Genomic DNA, 19648 nt, shown 5'->3' on the forward strand with positions numbered 1-19648 from the left:
GTAAACGTTTTGGTGTGGTCGGTGTTGACAGTGTACCGCTTGTCAGTACACTAGCCAAGACTAATTATAAGTGAGCAAAGGATTAACCAGTGGAAGTACGACACGATTGGACCCATGCCGAAGTGCAAGCGTTGATGAATAAACCCTTTATGGATCTACTGTTTGAAGCGCAGTTGGTGCACAGGCAACATCAACAAACAAATCACGTCCAAGTGAGCACTTTACTGTCGATTAAAACCGGAGCATGTCCGGAAGATTGCAAATATTGTCCACAAAGTGCCCGTTACAAAACCGATGTAGAGTCTGAACGTTTGATGGAAGTGGAGCGTGTATTAGACGCTGCCCAGAAAGCGAAAAACGCTGGTTCAACGCGATTCTGTATGGGCGCTGCATGGAAAAACCCAAAAGAGCGCGATATGCCTTTGCTGACCGATATGATTAAGGGCGTCAAAGGGATGGGGCTCGAGACTTGCATGACTCTTGGGATGTTAACGCCAGAACAAGCGACTCACTTAGCAGAGGCTGGACTGGACTACTATAACCACAATCTGGATACCTCTCCTGAGTTCTATGGCAACATCATTACCACAAGGACTTATCAAGATCGCTTAGACACACTGAGCCATGTTCGTGACGCCGGAATGAAGATTTGTTCAGGCGGTATTATTGGCATGGGTGAGAGTGCTAATGACCGAGCGGGTCTGCTGATGGAGCTAGCCAACTTACCAGTGCAGCCAGAAAGTGTACCCATCAACATGTTGGTAAAAGTAAAAGGCACACCGCTAGAAGAAGTCGATGATGTTGAGCCTTTTGATTTCATCCGTCTTATCGCTATTGCTCGAATTATGATGCCTAAGTCTGCGGTGCGCTTGTCTGCTGGAAGAGAAAACATGAACGATCAAATGCAAGCGCTGTGCTTTATGGCAGGGGCGAATTCCATCTTTTATGGTTGTAAGCTCTTAACAACACCGAATCCAGATGAAGATACCGATCTGCAACTGTTTAAAAAATTAGGTATTAACCGCGAAGAGACATCGCAAAAGCCAGATGAAATCCAAGAAAGCGAATTACTAGATAGAGTAGTAGAGCGGGTTGCTGCGCGTCCAACAAAAGATGATTTGTTCTATGACGCGAGCGTTTAACCAGCGAATCTCGGATGCTCTAATGCAAAGGGAGCGGAGTAATTTGCTTCGCTCTGTGCAAATATTGGAGTCAGGAAATCAATCTGTCTTTCATAAAGATGGCCAGTCATTCCTTAACTTTTCTTCCAATGACTATTTAGGTCTAGCATCAAGTTCTGAGCTCAAACACAGCTATCAGCAAGCCATTGCAGAGCTTGGAGTAGGTAGCGGCGCTTCTCCTTTAGTCACAGGCTATTCCGCGCAGCATGAGTCGTTGAAATCTGCGCTGACGGAATGGCTGGGTTTTGATACTGCACTGTTTTTTTCGTCAGGTTATGCTGCCAATCAAGCGCTGCTACTGACGCTATTATCTAAAGGTGATTTGTTACTTCAAGATAGGCTCAATCACGCTTCATTGATGGAAGCGGGTGCGCTTTGTGGCGCAGACATGAAGCGTTTTCGTCATAACGATCTTGCCCATCTGAAGTCATTGGCTAGAGCTGAGCGTTCAACACTCGCGGTCACCGAGAGTGTGTTTAGTATGGATGGCGATCTATCCGATATCGAAGCGTTTGTTGGAGTTTGCCAGACATACGGTATGTTGTCGATGGTCGACGATGCTCATGGCTTAGGGGTCATTGGCGACAATGGATTGGGAGCCTGTGGGATCAGTGAGCTCAAACCAGACTTATTAGTCGTGACGTTTGGCAAAGCGTTTGGTCTTAATGGTGCGGCAATACTTTGCTCAGAAGAGATGGGCCAATATCTAACCCAATTTGCTCGGCACTATGTTTATTCAACGGCGTTTTCCGCAGCACATGCTTGCGCGTTGTCACACGCACTAACAATGATTCAAACACAGCATTGGCGTAGAGAAAAATTGTTGGAATTGTCTGCCGAATTTGATGAGTCGCTTAGTGGTTGCGCTGAGTATATCTCCACGACTACGCCCATTAAACCGTGGATTATTGGTGACGCCACGCGCACTTTGACGCTCTGTACGTCATTAAGAAAACAAGGGGTGTGGACAACCGCCATTCGTCCTCCGACGGTACCAAAGGAGAGTGCTAGGCTGCGTATTACCCTATCTGCGTCACACCATCATCAAGATGTGCTCATGCTTGCCAACCAATTAAAACGTTTTTCGGAGGAAGGCTAAATGACCGAAGTGTTAGCCCACTTGCCCGTGCCACTGGCAAATAAAGAGGCCATTTCTGCAGCATTTGGACGTGCGGCGCAGCGTTATGATCAGCATGCAGAGCTGCAACGAAAAGTAGCGGACCAATTACTGGATAAATTGCCCAAGAACTTGTCTAAGTGCAAAGTACTCGATCTTGGTTGCGGAACGGGTTACTGCGCTCAGCAACTGCTGCTTAGAGGCGCTGACGTGGTCTGTGTTGACCTTTCTGGCGAGATGTTGGAAATGGCTCAGCGTCGATGTGGCAGTGAAAAAGTAACCTATCAATTGGCAGATGCTGAGCAGCTTCCTTTTACATCGAATGAATTTGACTATGTTGTCTCAAGCTTAGCATTACAGTGGTGTACAGATTTGTCGATACCACTCAGAGAGATGAAGCGTGTGACCAAAGCAGGCGGTACGGTGCTGTTCTCTTCTCTTATTGATGGTTCCCTTAAAGAATTGAAGAGGTCGTGGAGTAAAATTGATGCATATCAACATGTAAACGACTTTACTACGCTGAATCAGGTAAAAATTGCGTTAGCGCAATCTGGATGTCGTAACCATCAACTAGACTTGCCGGAAATGGTTATGTGGTATCGCACCGCACTTGGTTTGATGAAGGACTTGAAAGGCATAGGAGCCAATCACGTAGAAGGTCGCTCTAAAGGCTTTACTGGTAAACAGGCGCTAAGAGCTCTTGAAATGGAATATCAAAAATACGCAAACCAAGATGGGTTGCTACCTGCGAGTTATCAAATTTGTTTGGGGTCAGTTGCATTATGATGAAAGCACTATTTATTGCCGGTACGGATACTGAAGTTGGGAAAACCGTTGTATCAAAAGCGATATTAAGTGCTGTAGGTGCACAAGGAAAATCAACGATAGGGTATAAACCTGTCGCGGCAGGAAGCGAAATAACAGAACACGGTCTGAGAAATTCAGACGCATTATATCTCCAAGCAGCAGCGAATCAAGACGTTGATTATGACTTGGTCAATCCTTACGCGTTGTCATTGCCGGCATCACCGCACATTGCCGCGATAGCTGATAATGAAGTGATTGATTACGACAAACTTTCTGCGACCTTGCAACGACACAAGGAAAATAGCGACTTTGTACTAGTAGAAGGCGCGGGAGGTTGGCGCGTACCCATCTCGAAAGACGATTGTTTATCAACGTGGGTAAAGCAAGAGCGATTACCGGTCGTGTTAGTAGTAGGCATTAAATTAGGCTGTTTAAGTCATGCGATGTTGACTGCGGAAGCGATTGAAGCGGACGGTCTTGAGTTAGTGGGTTGGGTAGCGAACCGGGTTAACCCTGGCGTTGAGCATTATGCGGAAATCATAGAACTGCTTGAAAATAAGATCGACGCTCCTAAATTAGGGGAAGTGCCTTATGTCCCAGGTTGTAAAAAACGTGACCTAGGAAAATACATCAAACTCGATGTATTAGAAAAAGCATAAATGCAAAGGGCTGTCTTAAGACAGCCCTTTTTGATGACTCGATTGTAGGAAATTACTTATCTTCCGACAGACCCATAAGTGCAGACTGAGTTTCCATAAGATGAATATCTAACTCAGTCGTGTCTTGGATACCTAGTTGCTCTCGAGCTTCGTCTTCACTGATCCCTAAGTGGCAGCAAAGTAAATCAATTGCCATCTGAAAGTTGTTGTTCTCGACCATGGTATTTTCCTTCTCGGCATGGGGTATTCAATCTCATTGAACTTTAACTTGCACAACTAGTGCCCACAATACGACCAAAGTCTAACGCTGATTACTATTTCGTAATCAACTCTTTGCTCAAGACTTAGTATGCCAATTGTTGCGTATTTTATCTGGTTGCTGGCTTTTCTGTTATTTCAGGGGGTTATAGTTTATTAAGTAATCAAGATATTAACCGTTTGTTTCAATTTAAAGCTTAACCTTGATTTTTAAATCCTAGACTATATGTATATAGTGAAATCGAAAAATGCCACACGGATCTCAAACTCAGGCCGTGAAACTTTGACTAAAGCAAAGAGCAAAATGGTATTTTCGTGATAATCAAGCTTCTTAATTTGGAGAAATGTGAATGAAGCGCGTGTTACTCTTCCTAGCAACTAACCTTGCTGTGGTTCTGGTGTTAAGTATTGTACTTAACATTGTCTATGCAGTGACTGGTATGCAACCAGGCAGCTTGTCTGGTCTACTCGTCATGGCGGCGGTATTTGGATTTGGCGGATCGTTTATCTCTTTGCTGATATCAAAGAAAATGGCGCTGCGTTCAGTTGGCGGAATGGTGATCGAAAGCCCTCGTAATGAAACAGAGCATTGGTTACTAGAAACTGTCGGACGACAATCGCAACAAGCTGGTATCGGTATGCCAACGGTAGCGATTTACGACTCTCCGGATATTAACGCTTTTGCGACAGGTGCAAAAAGAGATGACTCTCTAGTGGCTGTGTCGACGGGTCTACTGCATAACATGACACGAGATGAAGCAGAAGCGGTACTGGCGCATGAAGTCAGCCACATTGCCAACGGTGATATGGTCACTATGACGCTAATGCAAGGTGTGGTGAACACCTTCGTTATCTTCTTATCTCGTTTCATTGCTAATATTGTTGCTTCGAACGACAATAGCGAAGAAGGTGAAGGCGGCACCAACATGATGGTGTACTTCGGTGTTTCTATGGTACTCGAACTAGTGTTTGGCTTCTTGGCGAGCTTTATTACTATGTGGTACAGCCGTCACCGTGAGTTTTACGCGGACGCAGGTGCAGCAAGTCTTGTTGGTAAACAAAAGATGATTGCAGCCCTAGAAAGATTGAAAATGAGTCAAGAATCGCATTTAGAAGGGTCGATGATGGCATTTGGTATCAATGGTAAGCGTTCAATGACAGAGCTTCTGATGAGTCATCCTCCATTAGAAAAGCGTATTGACGCGTTAAGAAATCAGCAGTACTAATCTCTAGAACTCTTTAAAAAGCTTGGAAAATTTTCCAAGCTTTTTTTTTGATCCTTTCAAACTTGCTCTCCGTAACACTTATACAAAAAGTTGTACTTTCCAAATCTTGTATAACTTTCAAGGTGTACTAGTTTGTACTTTATAGGCTTCTGTATAACGAATTAAGGGTTGTTATGAATATAGAAATGGTTAGCGAGGTGTATCAAAAGCTAAACAAGAGCAACCTGCATCTTCTTGAACAGCTTTATCACAAGGATGTGGTATTTGAGGATTCGGCTCACCGCTTAGAAGGGTGGGATGAGCTGTCAACCTACTTCGATTCTCTTTATACCAACGTCATCAAATGTGATTTTGATATTCGCCATCATCAGCAAGTAGAAGATACGGGTTTTTTGACTTGGACGATGCAACTACAGCACCCAAAATTAAATGGCGGTGAGGCAGTCGAAGTCAATGGCGTGAGTCACATTTGTTTCAGTGGCGATCGGGTCATCTACCACAGAGACTATTTTGATCTTGGAGAGATGCTGTACGAAAACATCCCTCTACTGGGCTTTGTTATCAAGAACATCAAACAGAGGCTGGGGAAGTAATGTCTGATTCACATCGAACAGTACTGATCACAGGTGCGTCATCAGGCATAGGTTGGCAATTGGCACGAGATTATGCCAATCGAGGCTTTGTGGTTTACGCATGTGGGCGTTCTATCGAGAAATTGGAAGCGCTCAAAGCCAGCAGCGAAAATATTATTCCTCTTGCTTTTGACATCACTAACAGAGAGCAGGTCATGATGGCTTTTGCTAACATCGATGTGCTACCAACGTTATGGATACTGAACGCTGGTGATTGTGAGTATATCGATGATGGAGTAATCGATGCTGCACTCATTGAACGTGTTATGGCTGTCAATGTCATGGGAACGGTCAACGTGTTAGAACAGGTTCAAACCAGGCTCAAATCTGGACATCACTTGGTGGTGGTCAGTTCTATAGCGGGGGAACTCGCCTTGCCAAGAGCAGAAGCTTACGGCGCCTCAAAAGCCGCCATTACGTATTTAACTCGAACTCTCAAGGTTGATTGGAAAAACAAGGGTGTGGATATTAGCTGTGTCTTTCCTGGCTTTGTTAAAACTCCCCTTACCGATAAAAACGATTTTGATATGCCGATGATGGTGTCAGTTGAAGAGGCTTCCAACGCAATTCAATCCGGTATTCAGAAACGGTCTGCATACATTTATTTCCCAAAAAGATTCACGTGGGCGCTTCGTTTTATCGGCAGCTTGCCCTATGGCTTACAAACTCGGTTGGTATCACGCTTGATCACTAGAGCGTAATAGGTAAAGGACGAATTTCTATGAAAATAGCGATTATAGGAACAGGAATTTCAGGGCTAACGTGTGGATACTACTTACACAAACATCACGACGTGACCCTATTTGAAGCCAATGGTTATATTGGCGGTCATACCGCTACGGTTGATGTAGAAGTTGACGGGCAGTTGTATGCCATCGATACTGGTTTTATTGTCTACAACGACCGAACCTACCCAAACTTTATTCGTATGATGGATGAAGTTGGCGTGAAAGGTGTTCCAACCCAGATGAGTTTTAGCGTTAAGAATGCTGCCAATGGTCTGGAATACAATGGGCATACCCTATCGACTTTGTTTGCGCAAAAGCGCAACTTGCTTAATCCGACTTTTTATCGATTCATTTTTGAAATTCTACGTTTTAACAAGCTAGCAAAGGTCTCCGCACAGACGGACAAAACGCGTCTAGCCTCGCAAACGCTCGGGGATTTCCTCACAAGCAATGGCTTTTCAGATTATTTTACTCAAAACTACATTCTACCTATGGGGGCCGCTATTTGGTCATCTACTTTAGCGGATATGAGAGCCTTTCCACTTGGTTTTTTCCTACGATTTTTCCTAAATCATGGGCTATTAGATGTCGTCAATAGGCCACAATGGTATGTGATAGAAGGGGGCTCTCGTAGTTATATTTACCCGTTAACGCGAGGCTTTGCAGATAAGATACGGCTTAATTCACCGGTGACCTCCGTCACTCGTGATTCTGTCGGTGTATCAATAATGGTCAATGGTAAAACGGAGCGTTTTGATCAAGTCGTCTTTGCTTGCCACAGTGACCAAGCATTATCAATGTTGTCTAACCCTACGTCATCTGAAGCATCGATTTTGGGCGACATGGAGTATCAATCAAATGAAGTGATACTGCATTGTGATGAAAGCCTTCTTCCTGTGAGAAAATCGGCTTGGGCGTCTTGGAATTATGCATTAGATGGTTCAGAAGACGAGCACCATCGTTTGCCTACGTTAACCTACGATATGAATATTCTGCAGCATATTGAGTCGGAGACTACGTTTTGTGTCTCTCTCAATTCTTCAGACATGATTAATAGTTCGAAAATCCTAAGAAAATTCAACTACAGCCATCCAGTCTTTACGACACAAAGTATTGAAGCGCAACAGCGAAGGGACGAACTGTTAGGAAGCAACAACACTTGGTTTTGCGGTGCTTACTGGTACAACGGGTTTCATGAAGATGGCGTGAAAAGCGCACTAGACGTTGTCGAGGGCATTTTAGCGCGAGCGGGCGTTGACCGCTCAGTGCAAGGAGCGGCCTAATGGTTACCCACAGTCAGCTTATGGTAGGGCATGTAGCGCATCGGCGTTATACGCCAACAACTCATCACTTAAATTACGCTATGTTTATGCCCGCTATTGACTTGGATGAACTTGAGTCTTTGCAGGAGAGAGTGTGGGGATTTGGTGACCGATGGTGGCACTGGGCTCGGTTTCGTCGACAAGACTATTTAGGTGAAGGCAGCTTAAAGCTTGCTGTGCAGAGCAAAGTCCAAGAGCTGACGGGGGAACATCTAACTGGACGAGTCGTTGCCGTTTGTCATTTGCGGTATTTAGGACTTTACTTCAGCCCGGTTAATTTTTACTACCTTTATGATGGTGAAGGGCGTTGGCAATATTTACTGGCGGAAGTTAGCAACACGCCATGGAATGAACGGCACTATTACGCGATTAGGGCTGACCAAGGGGTTAATCATCAGAATTGGTGTCACGACAAAGCCTTTCACGTTTCTCCTTTCAACCCGATTGACCAGCAGTATCATTGGCGTCTTAAACCTCTTGGCAAGCGATTATTTGTCCATCTTGCCTGCCATAAATCGGGCAAGGTGTTTGACGCGACGCTATCTATGAAAGGATGCGCATTCAATTCAGCAAACCTTGTCAAACAACTGATAAAAACCCCGATTATGACGGTGAAAGTCGTGGTAGGCATATATTGGCACGCGCTAAAACTGTTGGTCAAAGGAACGCCTATCTACGACCATTCCCAGCCCGAAAAGGCGCCTGCTAAATCAGCGTCTTGTGACGACTTTTCGCAGCACACGAACTCAAAGAATTAGGGAGAATTCACTATGCTAAATACCACCTCAATAGAGGCACCTAGAGCCCTAACTGGATTACAAAAAACCGCGAAGAGCATCGCCTTCAAATGTTTGTACAAGCTCGAAATAGGGTGTTTGACGATCATCGAGAGCTTTCACCAAGACGGCAGTGTCGGTAAACATGTCGGTGAGCGGTTTGGTAAACCAAAAGATGGCGAACCGAGTGCGATTATTGAAGTGAAACACCCTGAGTTCTATCGCCGCTTGATTCAAGGGGGTAGTATCGCAGCGGGTGAAGCCTATATGGATGACTGGTGGGACAGCCCCGATCTGTCTGCTTTGATGGAGCTAATGGCTTTAAATCTAGCAGCATTAGATTCCATTGAGGGCCGTTCGAGCTTGCTCACTAAGGTGATGTACAAGTTGGGGCACTGGGTCAACCGCAACACTTTAACGCGCTCTAGAGAAAATATTCAGGCCCATTATGACCTGGGTAATAGCCTCTATGAGACATTTCTTGACCAGAATATGCTTTATTCTTCCGGCCTTTATTTACAGCCGACCGACACGTTAGAGCAAGCGCAGATTAATAAGATGGAACGATTGTGCCAGCAGCTTCAACTCACTTCGAATGACCATGTGATGGAAATCGGCACTGGATGGGGCGGCATGGCGATATACATGGCAAAACATTACGGCTGTCATGTCACCACCACGACAATTTCTGATGAGCAGTTCGACTATGCAAAACAGCAAGTAGAAAAAGAAGGTCTATCAGACAAAATTACGTTACTCAAACAAGACTATCGATTGCTTGAAGGCCAGTACGATAAATTGGTGTCGATAGAGATGATAGAGGCCGTTGGCAAGCAGTATTTGGTTTCTTATCTGCAAAAATGCCAGTCTTTGTTGAAACCCAAAGGTTTGATGGCCATACAAGCAATTACCATCGCAGATCAACGCTATGACTACTATGCAGACAATGTAGATTTCATTCAGAAATATATTTTCCCTGGAGGCTTCTTGCCATCGATTACTGCGTTGACGACCAATAGCACTAAGCACACAGACCTCATTGTAAGAAATTTGTTTGATATTGGCGCAGACTACGCGAAGACGTTGGTTGATTGGCGTTTAAGGTTTGAAGCAGCGCTGAAACAAGTCAGAGATTTGGGGTATGACGAGCGTTTTATTCGTATGTGGCGCTACTATTTTTGCTATTGCGAAGGTGGATTTAGAGCAAAAAGTATTAGTACTGTGCACATCACTTTCCAGCGTGGTCGTTAACCAAGACTTTGTCGATAATTAAGGGAGGTTGCAGCATGTCTTCAGGGTGGAAGCTTGTGCTTGTTAGCAGCTGGTTTCAGGTTGTCTGGTTACTGTCAGTCGTGGGACAAACAAGGTTCCAGTGGCTGGCGTTAATACTGAGTATTGTCACTATCTTGGTATCGCATCGAATACTTGGCCTCCGTTTAAAGTCACTGGTTCTACTGGTGATATTAGGAATCGCTATTGATAGTTTGAACACGTTCGCCAACTTGCTGGTGTTCGACACGGATGTTCTGCCTGTGTGGCTTGTGGCGCTTTGGTTAATTTTCTCTTGGTATGCTTTTTACTTGAAAACATTTTTGATTCCTTATCCTATTCTACTCGTATCTGTTGTCGGTGGGCTCGGTGGAGCGATGAGTTATTTGGCGGGATTTAAGCTTGGTGCGGTTAGCACGCAATACCCGATGCTAGTTACTCTCGGAGTCCTTTTTATTGAATGGGTCTTGATCGTCTTTTTGATCGTGCGATACCCAAGACCAAACGAGAGAAGTTGGACTCATGAAACATAAAATGGTGTTGGCGACGTTATTGGGCTTATTACTGCATTCACAGAGCGTCATGGCTTCCAAAGATGCCGCTGACGGGCTGCAAGATTGGGGCCAGTGGCAAGTGGTTGGGGAGGCTCAGCTAAGTTGGCTTTTTTTTGACGTTTATCGCTCACAACTGCTGGCGCCTCAGGGTATTTATCAAGTGTCTGACGATGTGTCTCCTCATCCCATAGCGTTGAGAATTCAGTATCAGAGAGATATTAGTCGACAACAACTTTTGGATGCCACACTCGACCAATGGGAAAAAATGGGTGTTGATAAAAGCACTAGGAATCAGTGGATTGCCAAGTTATACGATATCTTTCCAAGTGTGTCAGACGGACAGCAACTCATTTACGTCAGCGACGGCAAAACCGGAAAATTCTACTACCTCACAGAGCAAAAACCGCTTCAGATGATAGGCACCGTAGACGACAAATCATTGAATGACGGCTTCCTTGGCATTTGGCTATCTCCAAATAGTCAATACCCGAAACTTAGAGCACAACTTATAGGAATGAACAGATGACGTTGCTTCGTTGGTTTTTATTGCCTCTTTTACTTTTACTTACTGCATGTAGTGCAGATTTGTCAGAATATAAAAACAGTGACCCAAAATTTGATTTATTTGGCTACTTTGAAGGAGACATTACAGCTTGGGGGATGGTTCAAGACTACACGAGAAAGCAGAATCGACGTTTCGAGGTCTTTATTGTGGGAACAGTAACAGACAACAAGCTCGTTTTAGTGGAAGATTTTGTGTTTGATGATGGAGAAACCGATCAACGGATTTGGACGATTGAGAAGCTTCAAGACGGTTCATATCGAGGAGTCGCAGATGACATCGTTGGCGCAGCGACCGGCAGAGAAGAGGGTAACGCGCTGCAATGGCAATACGATTTTGAACTCGATGTTGACGGTTCTACTTATACGGTAGCATTTGATGATTGGTTATATCGCCAAGACGATAAACACGTCTTTAATCTCACCAGCATCAGAAAGTTTGGGGTCGAGGTAGGCACTATTACACTGTTTTTTCAAAAACAGTGAAGTTGATGAACGACGTCATTGCCAGTGTGTATAGAGGTTAGCAATGAAAAAGGCTGCAATAATTGCAGCCTTTTTAGTGTTTGAACTGTTTAATGATTACAGCTTATCAGTAAGCTCGATGGCTTGACCGATATAGTTCGCTGGTGTCATTTGCTTCAAACGAGCTTTCTCTTCTTCAGGCAGCTCTAAACCGTCGATGAAACTGCGCATAGCGTCGCCATCGACACGCTTACCACGTGTAAGCTCTTTTAGCTTTTCGTAAGGCTTCTCGATGCCATAACGACGCATAACAGTTTGCACAGGCTCTGCGAGGACTTCCCAGTTTTTGTCTAACTCAGCAAGAAGTGCGTCACGGTTAACTTCAAGCTTGCTAATACCTTTTAGTGTCGACGTATAAGCGATGATGGCATAACCACAGCCAACACCTAGGTTACGAAGTACCGTGGAGTCGGTTAGGTCACGTTGCCAGCGAGAAATTGGCAGTTTTTGTGCCAAGTGAGCGAATACAGCATTAGCAAGACCTAGGTTACCTTCTGAGTTTTCAAAGTCGATTGGGTTAACTTTGTGAGGCATTGTTGAAGAACCGATTTCACCAGCCACCGTTTTTTGTTTGAAGTGGCCAAGAGCAATATAGCCCCAAACGTCACGGTCGAAGTCAATCAGGATAGTATTGAAACGAGCGATAGCGTCGAACAACTCTGCAATGTAGTCGTGTGGTTCAATTTGAGTTGTGTAAGGGTTCCAAGTCACGCCTAGAGATTCAGTAATGAACTCTTCACTAAATTTATGCCAATCCAATTCAGGGTAAGCAGAAAGGTGTGCGTTATAGTTACCTACCGCGCCATTGATTTTACCTAAGATTTCAACGGCTTCGATTTGTTTGTATTGACGCTCCATTCGGTATGCAACGTTAGCCATCTCTTTACCCATAGTAGTAGGAGAAGCAGGTTGGCCGTGCGTACGCGAAAGCAAAGGAATGTCACGGTACTCTTCCGCTAGCTTGCTGATTGCATCGATAATGTTGCGGATCTCAGGAAGAACCACAGTATCACGTGCTTCTTTCAGCATCAGTGCGTGCGACGTGTTGTTGATGTCTTCAGAAGTACATGCAAAGTGAATGAATTCGTTTACTGCATGCAACTCAGGAACGTCAGCAACTTTCTCTTTTAGGAAATACTCAACCGCTTTTACATCGTGGTTGGTGGTGCGCTCGATCTCTTTGATTCGAGCTGCGTCTTCTTCGCTAAAGTTAGCGGCTAGTTCGTCAAGAAACTGGTTAGCTTCAGCACTGAACGCAGGAACTTCTTTGATTGCATCCGTTGCTGCAAGTTTTTGCAACCAACGAATTTCAACGATAGAGCGGTACTTTAGTAGGCCAAACTCACTAAAGATGCTGCGAAGTGCAGTTGTCTTACTACCGTAACGGCCGTCTACTGGTGAAACAGCAGTCAATGCTGACAGTTCCATGATGTTCTCCTGAATTGGGTTTCTAAATTTCGTGAGCTTTATACCAATAACTGCGGCATTTGTCACGAATATTGCGCAAACGTTTGCGCCAAATTTATTTTGATAGAAAAAAACAACTCGCGACAAGGTCGCGAGTCGATGATTACATTCTAGCGAGTAGAATCTGCGCCTGTTCGACCATTTTCTTTCGTCCAAAGACGAGGTGACGTCGTTTACCACCGACTTGTCGCCAAAGCACCGCGCTGCGAATACCTGACAACAGAAGCGCACGAACTTTTTGTTGTGTCGCGGTTTGTTGCAGTACTGCTGGAGTGCCAGTGACTTGGATTCTAGGACCAATCGGACTGATGACATCCAAATAGACGCTAGCAAGATTACTGATCATTTGCTCGTCAAGCAGTTCGTAATGCTCCAGTTGGCGGCTGACCATTTGTAATCGATCACCAAGTTGGGACATAGCATCATTACGTCCATTTAACTTACGCTCTAAAGCCATTAAGCTAATGATGTAGCGAGTAATCTCACTTCCACTCGGTGTGCTATCAATACCTTTAACCAAACACTCGAGTCCCACTTTTAAATCGGACTCAGTACCGAATACGTCCAATGTACTGGACGGATTCATATTGGTGATGGCTTTGATAGAAGTTTCGAACGCGTCTGAATCACAGTAACCGTCTTTAGCAACACGTTGAACAAGGGCAACGGCTTGGCAAATTCCTGCAAATGCTATTGTACGGTCATAAAGTGTATTAGCCACGTAGCTCTCCTAAGATAATAAACGAAAAATTTAAATACGTTCTTCGATGATACCGCCACCTAAGCAAACATTGTCGCTATAGAAGACTGCAGACTGTCCTGGCGTGACAGCGACTTGTGGCTCATCAAAGATAACCTTAATGTTGTCATCGTCAATTGGAATAATCGTACAAAGGATATCCTGTTGACGGTAGCGTGTTTTCACTGTGCATTGCATTGGTTCTCTGATCGCTTCGCGACTTACCCAATGAAGTTGAGATGCATGTAATCCGTTTGATTTTAGTAATGGATGATCCGCACCTTGAACGGCAATCAATACGTTACGCTCAAGATCTTTTTCAGCGACATACCATGGGTCTTCGTTACCGCCGCCACCTTTCTGGCCACCGATATGTAACCCTTTACGTTGACCTAACGTGTGGTACATCAGACCTTGGTGTTCACCAATGACTTTACCTTCCGGCGTTTCGATTTTACCCGGTTGTGCTGGCAAATAGCGAGACAAGAAGTCTGTAAATTTGCGCTCACCAATAAAACAAATACCGGTAGAGTCCTTTTTCTTCGCGGTGATTAAGCCTTGTTCTTCAGCAATGCGACGTACTTCAGGTTTCTCTAGCTCACCTACTGGGAACAAACTACGCGCCACTTGATCGTGGCTTAGGGTGTAAAGGAAGTAGCTTTGGTCTTTGTTACTGTCCAATCCACGAAGCATTTGCGGCTTGTCACCATTCTCTGGAAAAGTACGACTGACATAGTGACCCATTGCAATATAGTCAGCATCGAGAACTTCGTCTGCAAACTCCAAAAATGCTTTGAACTTAATTTCTTTGTTACAAAGGATGTCTGGGTTTGGTGTGCGACCCGCTTTGTATTCTGCTAAAAAATATTCAAATACATTATCCCAATATTCAGCAGCAAAATTGATCGTATGTAGGTGGATACCTAACTTATCACAGACCGCTTGTGCGTCGGCCAGATCTTCCGCTGCAGTACAATATTCCTCATTGTCATCTTCTTCCCAGTTCTTCATGAACAGGCCTTCTACTTGGTAGCCTTGCTGTTTCAGAAGGTAGGCAGAAACAGAGGAGTCTACACCGCCGGACATACCGACAATCACTTTCTTTTGGCTGTTATCAGACATGTTAAAATACCACCTATATCAATTGGACGCAGATTCTAGCAGAAACCGAAGGCGCAATACAGATCCGCGAACTAAATCACACTTTCTAAGCGCATGAATGTGTGTATCAGAATAGTAAAAAACAAGGGTTGAGATAAAAATATTACTGCGTAAACGATTGCTAAGGTTGCCTATGTTGCCGAGGTAAACTATACAGAGTTAGAATTGTCGCCTTACGTTTCCTGATACGAAGATATCCTTATGAAATTTCCCGGCCAAAGAAAATCGAAGCATTACTTTCCGGTTCACGCTCGTGATCCATTAGTCAGCCAATCTCAGACTAGTAAGAAAATGTCGAGAACCCATATTATTGGTATTGATCAAACTCTAGTTGATATAGAGGCACGAGTAGATAGTAGTGTGATCGAGAAATTTGGGCTGAGTAAAGGGCATTCATTAGTTATTGATGACCAAGCTGCAGAGAATTTGTATAACGAATTGAAACAACAAGAGCTTATTACAAATGAGTTTGCAGGTGGCACCATAGGGAATACATTACATAACTTCTCCGTCCTCGCGGATGATAAGTCGGTATTGTTAGGCGTAATGAGTGCTGATATTCGAATCGGTAGCTATGGATATCGTTACCTGTGTAATACCTCTAGTCGTATGGATTTAAACTATTTACAGGGTGTAGATGGTGCAATCGGACGCTGCTTTACATTAATTACTGAAGATGGTGAGAGAACGTTCGCAATTAGCGAAGGTCAAATGAACCAACTTCGTCCAGAGAGTATTCCAGAGAAGATTTTCAAGAAGGCATCAGCTTTAGTATTAACTGCCTATTTAGTACGTTGTAAAGATGGCGATCCAATGCCAGCAGCGACCATGCAGGCAATAGCGTATGCGAAGAAATATGATGTGCCAGTAGTATTAACATTAGGAACTCGTTTTGTTATTCAAGATGATCCGCAATACTGGCAAGACTTTTTGCAACAGCATGTTTCTGTTGTTGCTATGAATGAAGATGAAGCAGAAGCATTAACGGGTGAAAAAGATCCGTTAGCAGCGGCCGATAAAGCGCTGGATTGGGTCGACCTTGTTTTATGTACTGCTGGACCAATTGGTTTGTTTATGGCGGGATATACAGAGGATGCTGCAAAAAGAGAAACTTCTTTACCATTATTACCTGGATGTATTGCCGAATTTAACCGATATGAATTTAGCCGACCTGCTATAAAGTTGGCATGTGAAAATCCAACTAAGGTTTATTCACATATCGCACCATATATGGGTGGGCCAGAAAAAATTAAGAATACCAATGGTGCAGGCGATGCGGCCTTGTCAGCATTGCTTCATGATATGGCAGCGAATAAATACCATAAAGAAAATGTGCCAAACTCAAGTAAGCACCAGCATCAATATCTGACGTATTCATCGTTTTCTCAAGTCTGCAAATACTCAAACCGAGCGAGCTACGAAGTCTTGGTCCAGCATTCTCCGCGCCTTTCTCGTGGTCTACCAGAGAAAGAAGATAGTTTAGAAGAAGCATATTGGGAACGATAATAAAAAAAGCGCCGAAAGGCGCTTTTTTTATAAAACTGATATTATTTAATCGATATTAGATTTCAAATTCTTCGAGAGATTTACCAGCATCTAATGCACTTTGGATTGCTGAAGGTGTACGACCTTGGCCTGTCCAAGTTTTCTCTGCACCGCTAGCATCTACATATTTGTATTTTGCTGGGCGAGGTGCGCGTTTACTCTTCGCTTTACCTTTTGATTCGCCTGACAGGGCGGCAATTAGATCTTCAACATCAATACCGTCTTGAGCAATCATTTGCGCGTATTCGCTTAATTTAGCTTCACGTGCTTCTTTAACTGCTCTTTCTTCAGCTTCAGCTTCTTGTCTTTCACCAACAACAGCAGTTAGCTTTTCTAGCGCTTCTTCTAGTTGTTCTAAAGTAAGCTCACGAGCGAATGCACGTAGGCTACGAATATTTAGTAGAGTTTTGGTTAATTCAGACATGACAGTTCCCATGAGATTATTATTTGGTTCGGGTTAATAATAAACAGCAAATATTGAATTGACAATATTTTCTTGGTGGATAGTAGGAGAAATATAATAATTCTTACAAAATCCTGATAATAGGAGATGCTAGAAATACAAATTGGGAGATATAGAAGATGTAGTTGGAACTTTAATAATTGCTCAATCTTGATATGAACTACACAAAAAATCGTCATCGAGTGGATTTTGTTGCATATTGTACTCTGTATGGTTTGCGGCAATTATAGTTTATTTGTAAATACTGCAAAATTGCCTGAGATTGAATTAAGTGAACTTCTATAAAATTATGTTGTCATCGACGGTCGTTCAAAAAATGGTTATCTATGATGAGGTAATAACCAACAAAACCATTTGTTGTTAACCGTGTGTTCACGGTTTTTACAGCTTGATAGCAACATTCATGTTGCAATTGATGCTTTCGTAAGTACAATGAATTTTACCTAATGCAAAAGTAAGAACATTCTTTCAACATGCTAGTGCATATTAGTGAATGATTTTCTTTTGATGTAGAGGCGCGATTGCGAAAAGTCCTTGTCGTTGGGGTGATGCCAATGAACGACAACAAAAGGCGCTGTCGCCGAAGTGAGAGTTGAATATCAGCCACTCTCGCTGGGGTTGTCTCGGAAACGAACAACACTGCCATAGTCTATTATATTGTTAAACTATGGAGCGCTACTGTAGGGTTGGGTGAAGTGTTCACTTCCCTTTCGCTTAGTTCAACGTTTGCGTATGAACTTTTAGATACGCATGTCTGCAGTAGATCTCTAGCCATAATTAAAACTGGTTTTTGAAGATCATGAATTTAATCGATTTTGCTTCGTCACCAATATCATTGCTACCGCCGATCGTAGCGTTGAGCTTGGCGATTATTACACGTCGCGTCTTACTATCCTTAGGTGTAGGTATAGTGCTAGGCGCCTTTTTACTCACTGACTATTCGGTAGTGAGTGCTACTCAATACGTATATAACACCGTTTCCGGTGTTATTATTGAAGATGGCGGTCTTAACTTAGGTAATGTGAGTATTATCGGCTTCCTTCTTCTGTTAGGTATGATGACCGCATTGCTGACGCTTTCTGGTGGTACCAAAGCATTTGCAGAGTGGGCTCAAATCCGTGTTAAAAGCAAAAGGGGCTCTAAACTTTTAGCGGCATTCCTTGGTGTCTTTATTTTTGTCGATGATTATTTTAATAGCCTAGCCGTTGGTGCGATCTCACGCCCTGTAACCGACCGTTTTTATGTATCGCGCGCTAAACTTGCTTATATTCTTGATTCTACTGCTGCACCGATGTGTGTCTTGATGCCTGTTTCAAGCTGGGGTGCCTATATCATGACATTGGTGAGCGGTATTTTGGTCTCTCACGGTATCACGGAATATTCTGCCATCGGCGCGTACGTTCAATTGATCCCAATGAACTTTTACGCGGTATTTGCGTTGCTAATGGTGTTCACCGTGGCATGGTTCCAATTAGATGTGGGCTCGATGCGAAACCACGAATTGCGTGCTAAGCAAGGTATTGGCTTCGATAAAGATAATGAAAATGACTCTGCGCAAGCTCATGAATTGAATGAAGAACTGGATATCAAAGAAAGCGATTTTGGTTCTGTGTCTGACCTGGTGATGCCGATTATTGTGCTTATCGTTGCTATGGTTGCAGCGATGATCTTTACAGGCAGTCAAGCTCTTGCCGCCAACGGTGCTCCGTTCGATGTATTTGGCGCGTTCGAAAATACCAACGTCGGTACGTCACTTATCTATGGTGGCTCTGCAGGTCTTCTGACAGCTATCTATACTGTGGTAAAACAAAAACTGGCGCTTTCTGACATTGCAGCAACCATGTGGATTGGTGCTAAGTCGATGTTTGGTGCCATTCTTATTTTGTTCTTCGCATGGTCTATTGGTTCTGTTATCGGTGACATGAAAACGGGTGCCTACCTTTCTTCAACGGTACAGGGCAACATAGATGTTCATTGGTTGCCAGTGATCCTGTTTATGCTGTCTGGTATCATGGCTTTTTCTACTGGTACTTCTTGGGGTACGTTCGGTATCATGTTGCCTATTGCTGGCGATATGGCTGGGGCGACTGATATTGTAATGATGCTGCCTATGCTAGGCGCTGTTTTGGCAGGGTCAGTATTTGGTGACCACTGTTCACCAATCTCCGATACGACTATTTTGTCATCAACAGGTGCACGCTGTAACCACATTGACCACGTATCGACACAGTTACCATACGCGTTGTCAGTGGCATTGGTTTCGTGTATTGGCTTTATTACCCTAGGTATGACGACATCTGTTGCATTGTCATTTGGTGCAGCAACGGTGGCTTTTGTACTTGTGTGCTTCATTTTGTCTGTTTTATCGAAAGCGAGAATGACCAAAGAAGCGAACGCATAATCCTATCGTTTATGTATTAAGGAGCCTAATAAGGCTCCTTTTTTTATGTCTTCTCGAATATTTTTTGCCACAACGAGTCATAACCAACCGCATTGACGAGCGAGTGTTAAAAAAAAATGCAGCGATCTGTGAAATAGTGGTTGAAAATCGTAATCAGCTTCGTTAGTGTGAAGGTATAGACACAAAGGACCTAAACATAAGTATGCTAAATTTTGATATGAACATTCATCATCACCATCATCACCCAGCTTAATCTT

Annotated in this window: 20 protein-coding genes, 1 riboswitch and 1 other annotated feature (1 of these 22 only partly in view); of the genes, 15 read left to right on the top strand and 5 right to left on the bottom strand. The window is 43.8% G+C overall.

Annotated elements, in window-relative coordinates:
- The first annotated feature begins 89 nt into the window (after positions 1-89).
- The 4 genes from bioB to bioD are packed head-to-tail and all read left to right on the top strand — an operon-like array spanning position 90 to position 3764.
- The gene (bioB, locus tag VTH8203_RS03485; RefSeq protein WP_096992404.1) at positions 90-1142 is read left to right on the top strand and encodes a biotin synthase BioB; all 1053 of its coding nucleotides are present in this window, start codon (positions 90-92) and stop codon (positions 1140-1142) included.
- Complete coding sequence (locus VTH8203_RS03490; RefSeq protein WP_096992405.1) at positions 1126-2280, top strand: 8-amino-7-oxononanoate synthase; 1155 nt, start codon at positions 1126-1128, stop codon at positions 2278-2280. Before bioB ends, VTH8203_RS03490 begins: the two co-directional genes overlap by 17 nt.
- Positions 2281-3084, top strand: a complete 804-nt coding sequence (gene bioC / locus VTH8203_RS03495; RefSeq protein WP_096992406.1) for a malonyl-ACP O-methyltransferase BioC — start codon at positions 2281-2283, stop codon at positions 3082-3084.
- The gene (gene bioD, locus VTH8203_RS03500) at positions 3081-3764 is read left to right on the top strand and encodes a dethiobiotin synthase (RefSeq protein WP_096992407.1); all 684 of its coding nucleotides are present in this window, start codon (positions 3081-3083) and stop codon (positions 3762-3764) included. Before bioC ends, bioD begins: the two co-directional genes overlap by 4 nt.
- A 52-nt stretch (positions 3765-3816) precedes the next feature.
- Here bioD and VTH8203_RS24715 read toward each other — a convergent pair whose 3' ends face one another.
- Positions 3817-3984 carry a hypothetical protein gene (locus VTH8203_RS24715; protein ID WP_006074074.1) on the bottom strand — a complete coding sequence of 56 codons (168 nt, stop codon included), beginning with the start codon at positions 3982-3984 and terminating at the stop codon, positions 3817-3819.
- A 388-nt stretch (positions 3985-4372) separates the two neighbouring features.
- On the opposite strand from VTH8203_RS24715, the gene htpX reads away from it, so the two are divergent.
- The 9 genes from htpX (at position 4373) to VTH8203_RS03550 (ending at position 11576) form a co-directional block, all read left to right on the top strand.
- Entirely contained in the window at positions 4373-5248 is an 876-nt protein-coding gene (gene htpX / locus VTH8203_RS03510) for a protease HtpX (protein WP_096992408.1), read from the top strand.
- Positions 5249-5421: 173 nt separating this feature from the next.
- A complete protein-coding gene (locus tag VTH8203_RS03515; RefSeq protein ID WP_096992409.1) occupies positions 5422-5841 on the top strand; it encodes a nuclear transport factor 2 family protein in 420 nt (139 codons plus the stop codon).
- Entirely contained in the window at positions 5841-6581 is a 741-nt protein-coding gene (locus tag VTH8203_RS03520; protein WP_096992410.1) for an SDR family NAD(P)-dependent oxidoreductase, read from the top strand. Before VTH8203_RS03515 ends, VTH8203_RS03520 begins: the two co-directional genes overlap by 1 nt.
- Before the next feature lie 20 nt (positions 6582-6601).
- Complete coding sequence (locus tag VTH8203_RS03525) at positions 6602-7891, top strand: NAD(P)/FAD-dependent oxidoreductase (RefSeq protein WP_096992411.1); 1290 nt, start codon at positions 6602-6604, stop codon at positions 7889-7891.
- A complete protein-coding gene (locus tag VTH8203_RS03530; RefSeq protein ID WP_096992412.1) occupies positions 7891-8688 on the top strand; it encodes a DUF1365 domain-containing protein in 798 nt (265 codons plus the stop codon). The genes VTH8203_RS03525 and VTH8203_RS03530 overlap by 1 nt, the downstream gene beginning before the upstream one ends.
- Positions 8689-8700: 12 nt before the next feature.
- Positions 8701-9957 (top strand): SAM-dependent methyltransferase, encoded by a 1257-nt coding sequence (locus VTH8203_RS03535; RefSeq protein ID WP_096992413.1) that lies wholly within the window; start codon positions 8701-8703, stop codon positions 9955-9957.
- A 35-nt stretch (positions 9958-9992) separates the two neighbouring features.
- On the top strand, positions 9993-10508 hold the full coding sequence (locus VTH8203_RS03540) for a DUF2878 domain-containing protein (protein ID WP_096992414.1): 516 nt from the start codon (positions 9993-9995) through the stop codon (positions 10506-10508).
- Positions 10498-11055 carry a chalcone isomerase family protein gene (locus tag VTH8203_RS03545; RefSeq protein WP_096992415.1) on the top strand — a complete coding sequence of 186 codons (558 nt, stop codon included), beginning with the start codon at positions 10498-10500 and terminating at the stop codon, positions 11053-11055. Before VTH8203_RS03540 ends, VTH8203_RS03545 begins: the two co-directional genes overlap by 11 nt.
- Entirely contained in the window at positions 11052-11576 is a 525-nt protein-coding gene (locus tag VTH8203_RS03550) for a DUF3833 domain-containing protein (RefSeq protein WP_096992416.1), read from the top strand. Before VTH8203_RS03545 ends, VTH8203_RS03550 begins: the two co-directional genes overlap by 4 nt.
- Positions 11577-11672: 96 nt before the next feature.
- Here the strand turns inward: VTH8203_RS03550 and purB are convergent, their stop codons facing one another.
- The 3 genes from purB to mnmA form a co-directional block, all read right to left on the bottom strand.
- The gene (gene purB, locus VTH8203_RS03555) at positions 11673-13043 is read right to left on the bottom strand and encodes an adenylosuccinate lyase (protein WP_096992417.1); all 1371 of its coding nucleotides are present in this window, start codon (positions 13041-13043) and stop codon (positions 11673-11675) included.
- 142 nt (positions 13044-13185) lie between these two features.
- A complete protein-coding gene (hflD, locus tag VTH8203_RS03560) occupies positions 13186-13803 on the bottom strand; it encodes a high frequency lysogenization protein HflD (RefSeq protein ID WP_096992418.1) in 618 nt (205 codons plus the stop codon).
- A 30-nt stretch (positions 13804-13833) separates the two neighbouring features.
- On the bottom strand, positions 13834-14943 hold the full coding sequence (gene mnmA, locus VTH8203_RS03565) for a tRNA 2-thiouridine(34) synthase MnmA (protein WP_096992419.1): 1110 nt from the start codon (positions 14941-14943) through the stop codon (positions 13834-13836).
- A 240-nt stretch (positions 14944-15183) separates the two neighbouring features.
- Here mnmA and VTH8203_RS03570 point away from each other — a divergent pair, with 240 nt between their 5' ends.
- On the top strand, positions 15184-16488 hold the full coding sequence (locus tag VTH8203_RS03570; protein ID WP_096992420.1) for an inosine/guanosine kinase: 1305 nt from the start codon (positions 15184-15186) through the stop codon (positions 16486-16488).
- Positions 16489-16543: 55 nt separating this feature from the next.
- Here VTH8203_RS03570 and VTH8203_RS03575 read toward each other — a convergent pair whose 3' ends face one another.
- Positions 16544-16951 carry an H-NS family histone-like protein gene (locus VTH8203_RS03575; protein WP_096992421.1) on the bottom strand — a complete coding sequence of 136 codons (408 nt, stop codon included), beginning with the start codon at positions 16949-16951 and terminating at the stop codon, positions 16544-16546.
- Between the two features lie 541 nt (positions 16952-17492).
- A riboswitch (Lysine riboswitch) is annotated at positions 17493-17676 on the top strand.
- Positions 17677-17789: 113 nt separating this feature from the next.
- On the opposite strand from VTH8203_RS03575, the gene VTH8203_RS03580 reads away from it, so the two are divergent.
- Positions 17790-19391, top strand: a complete 1602-nt coding sequence (locus VTH8203_RS03580) for a Na+/H+ antiporter NhaC family protein (RefSeq protein ID WP_096992422.1) — start codon at positions 17790-17792, stop codon at positions 19389-19391.
- A 228-nt stretch (positions 19392-19619) separates the two neighbouring features.
- Positions 19620-19648: a sequence feature (His leader region), on the top strand (it continues 108 nt past the right edge of the window).

Origin of the sequence: Vibrio thalassae, assembly GCF_900089835.1 — a bacterium.
Lineage (GTDB): Bacteria > Pseudomonadota > Gammaproteobacteria > Enterobacterales > Vibrionaceae > Vibrio > Vibrio thalassae.

Coding starts and splice junctions, on each gene's coding strand:
- VTH8203_RS03490 (WP_096992405.1), top strand. CDS start 1,126: ATGACGCGAGCGTTTAACCAGCGAATCTCGGATGCTCTAATGCAAAGG.
- bioC (WP_096992406.1), top strand. CDS start 2,281: ATGACCGAAGTGTTAGCCCACTTGCCCGTGCCACTGGCAAATAAAGAG.
- bioD (WP_096992407.1), top strand. CDS start 3,081: ATGATGAAAGCACTATTTATTGCCGGTACGGATACTGAAGTTGGGAAA.
- VTH8203_RS24715 (WP_006074074.1), bottom strand. CDS start 3,984: ATGGTCGAGAACAACAACTTTCAGATGGCAATTGATTTACTTTGCTGC.
- htpX (WP_096992408.1), top strand. CDS start 4,373: ATGAAGCGCGTGTTACTCTTCCTAGCAACTAACCTTGCTGTGGTTCTG.
- VTH8203_RS03515 (WP_096992409.1), top strand. CDS start 5,422: ATGAATATAGAAATGGTTAGCGAGGTGTATCAAAAGCTAAACAAGAGC.
- VTH8203_RS03520 (WP_096992410.1), top strand. CDS start 5,841: ATGTCTGATTCACATCGAACAGTACTGATCACAGGTGCGTCATCAGGC.
- VTH8203_RS03525 (WP_096992411.1), top strand. CDS start 6,602: ATGAAAATAGCGATTATAGGAACAGGAATTTCAGGGCTAACGTGTGGA.
- VTH8203_RS03530 (WP_096992412.1), top strand. CDS start 7,891: ATGGTTACCCACAGTCAGCTTATGGTAGGGCATGTAGCGCATCGGCGT.
- VTH8203_RS03535 (WP_096992413.1), top strand. CDS start 8,701: ATGCTAAATACCACCTCAATAGAGGCACCTAGAGCCCTAACTGGATTA.
- VTH8203_RS03540 (WP_096992414.1), top strand. CDS start 9,993: ATGTCTTCAGGGTGGAAGCTTGTGCTTGTTAGCAGCTGGTTTCAGGTT.
- VTH8203_RS03545 (WP_096992415.1), top strand. CDS start 10,498: ATGAAACATAAAATGGTGTTGGCGACGTTATTGGGCTTATTACTGCAT.
- VTH8203_RS03550 (WP_096992416.1), top strand. CDS start 11,052: ATGACGTTGCTTCGTTGGTTTTTATTGCCTCTTTTACTTTTACTTACT.
- purB (WP_096992417.1), bottom strand. CDS start 13,043: ATGGAACTGTCAGCATTGACTGCTGTTTCACCAGTAGACGGCCGTTAC.
- mnmA (WP_096992419.1), bottom strand. CDS start 14,943: ATGTCTGATAACAGCCAAAAGAAAGTGATTGTCGGTATGTCCGGCGGT.
- VTH8203_RS03570 (WP_096992420.1), top strand. CDS start 15,184: ATGAAATTTCCCGGCCAAAGAAAATCGAAGCATTACTTTCCGGTTCAC.
- VTH8203_RS03575 (WP_096992421.1), bottom strand. CDS start 16,951: ATGTCTGAATTAACCAAAACTCTACTAAATATTCGTAGCCTACGTGCA.
- VTH8203_RS03580 (WP_096992422.1), top strand. CDS start 17,790: ATGAATTTAATCGATTTTGCTTCGTCACCAATATCATTGCTACCGCCG.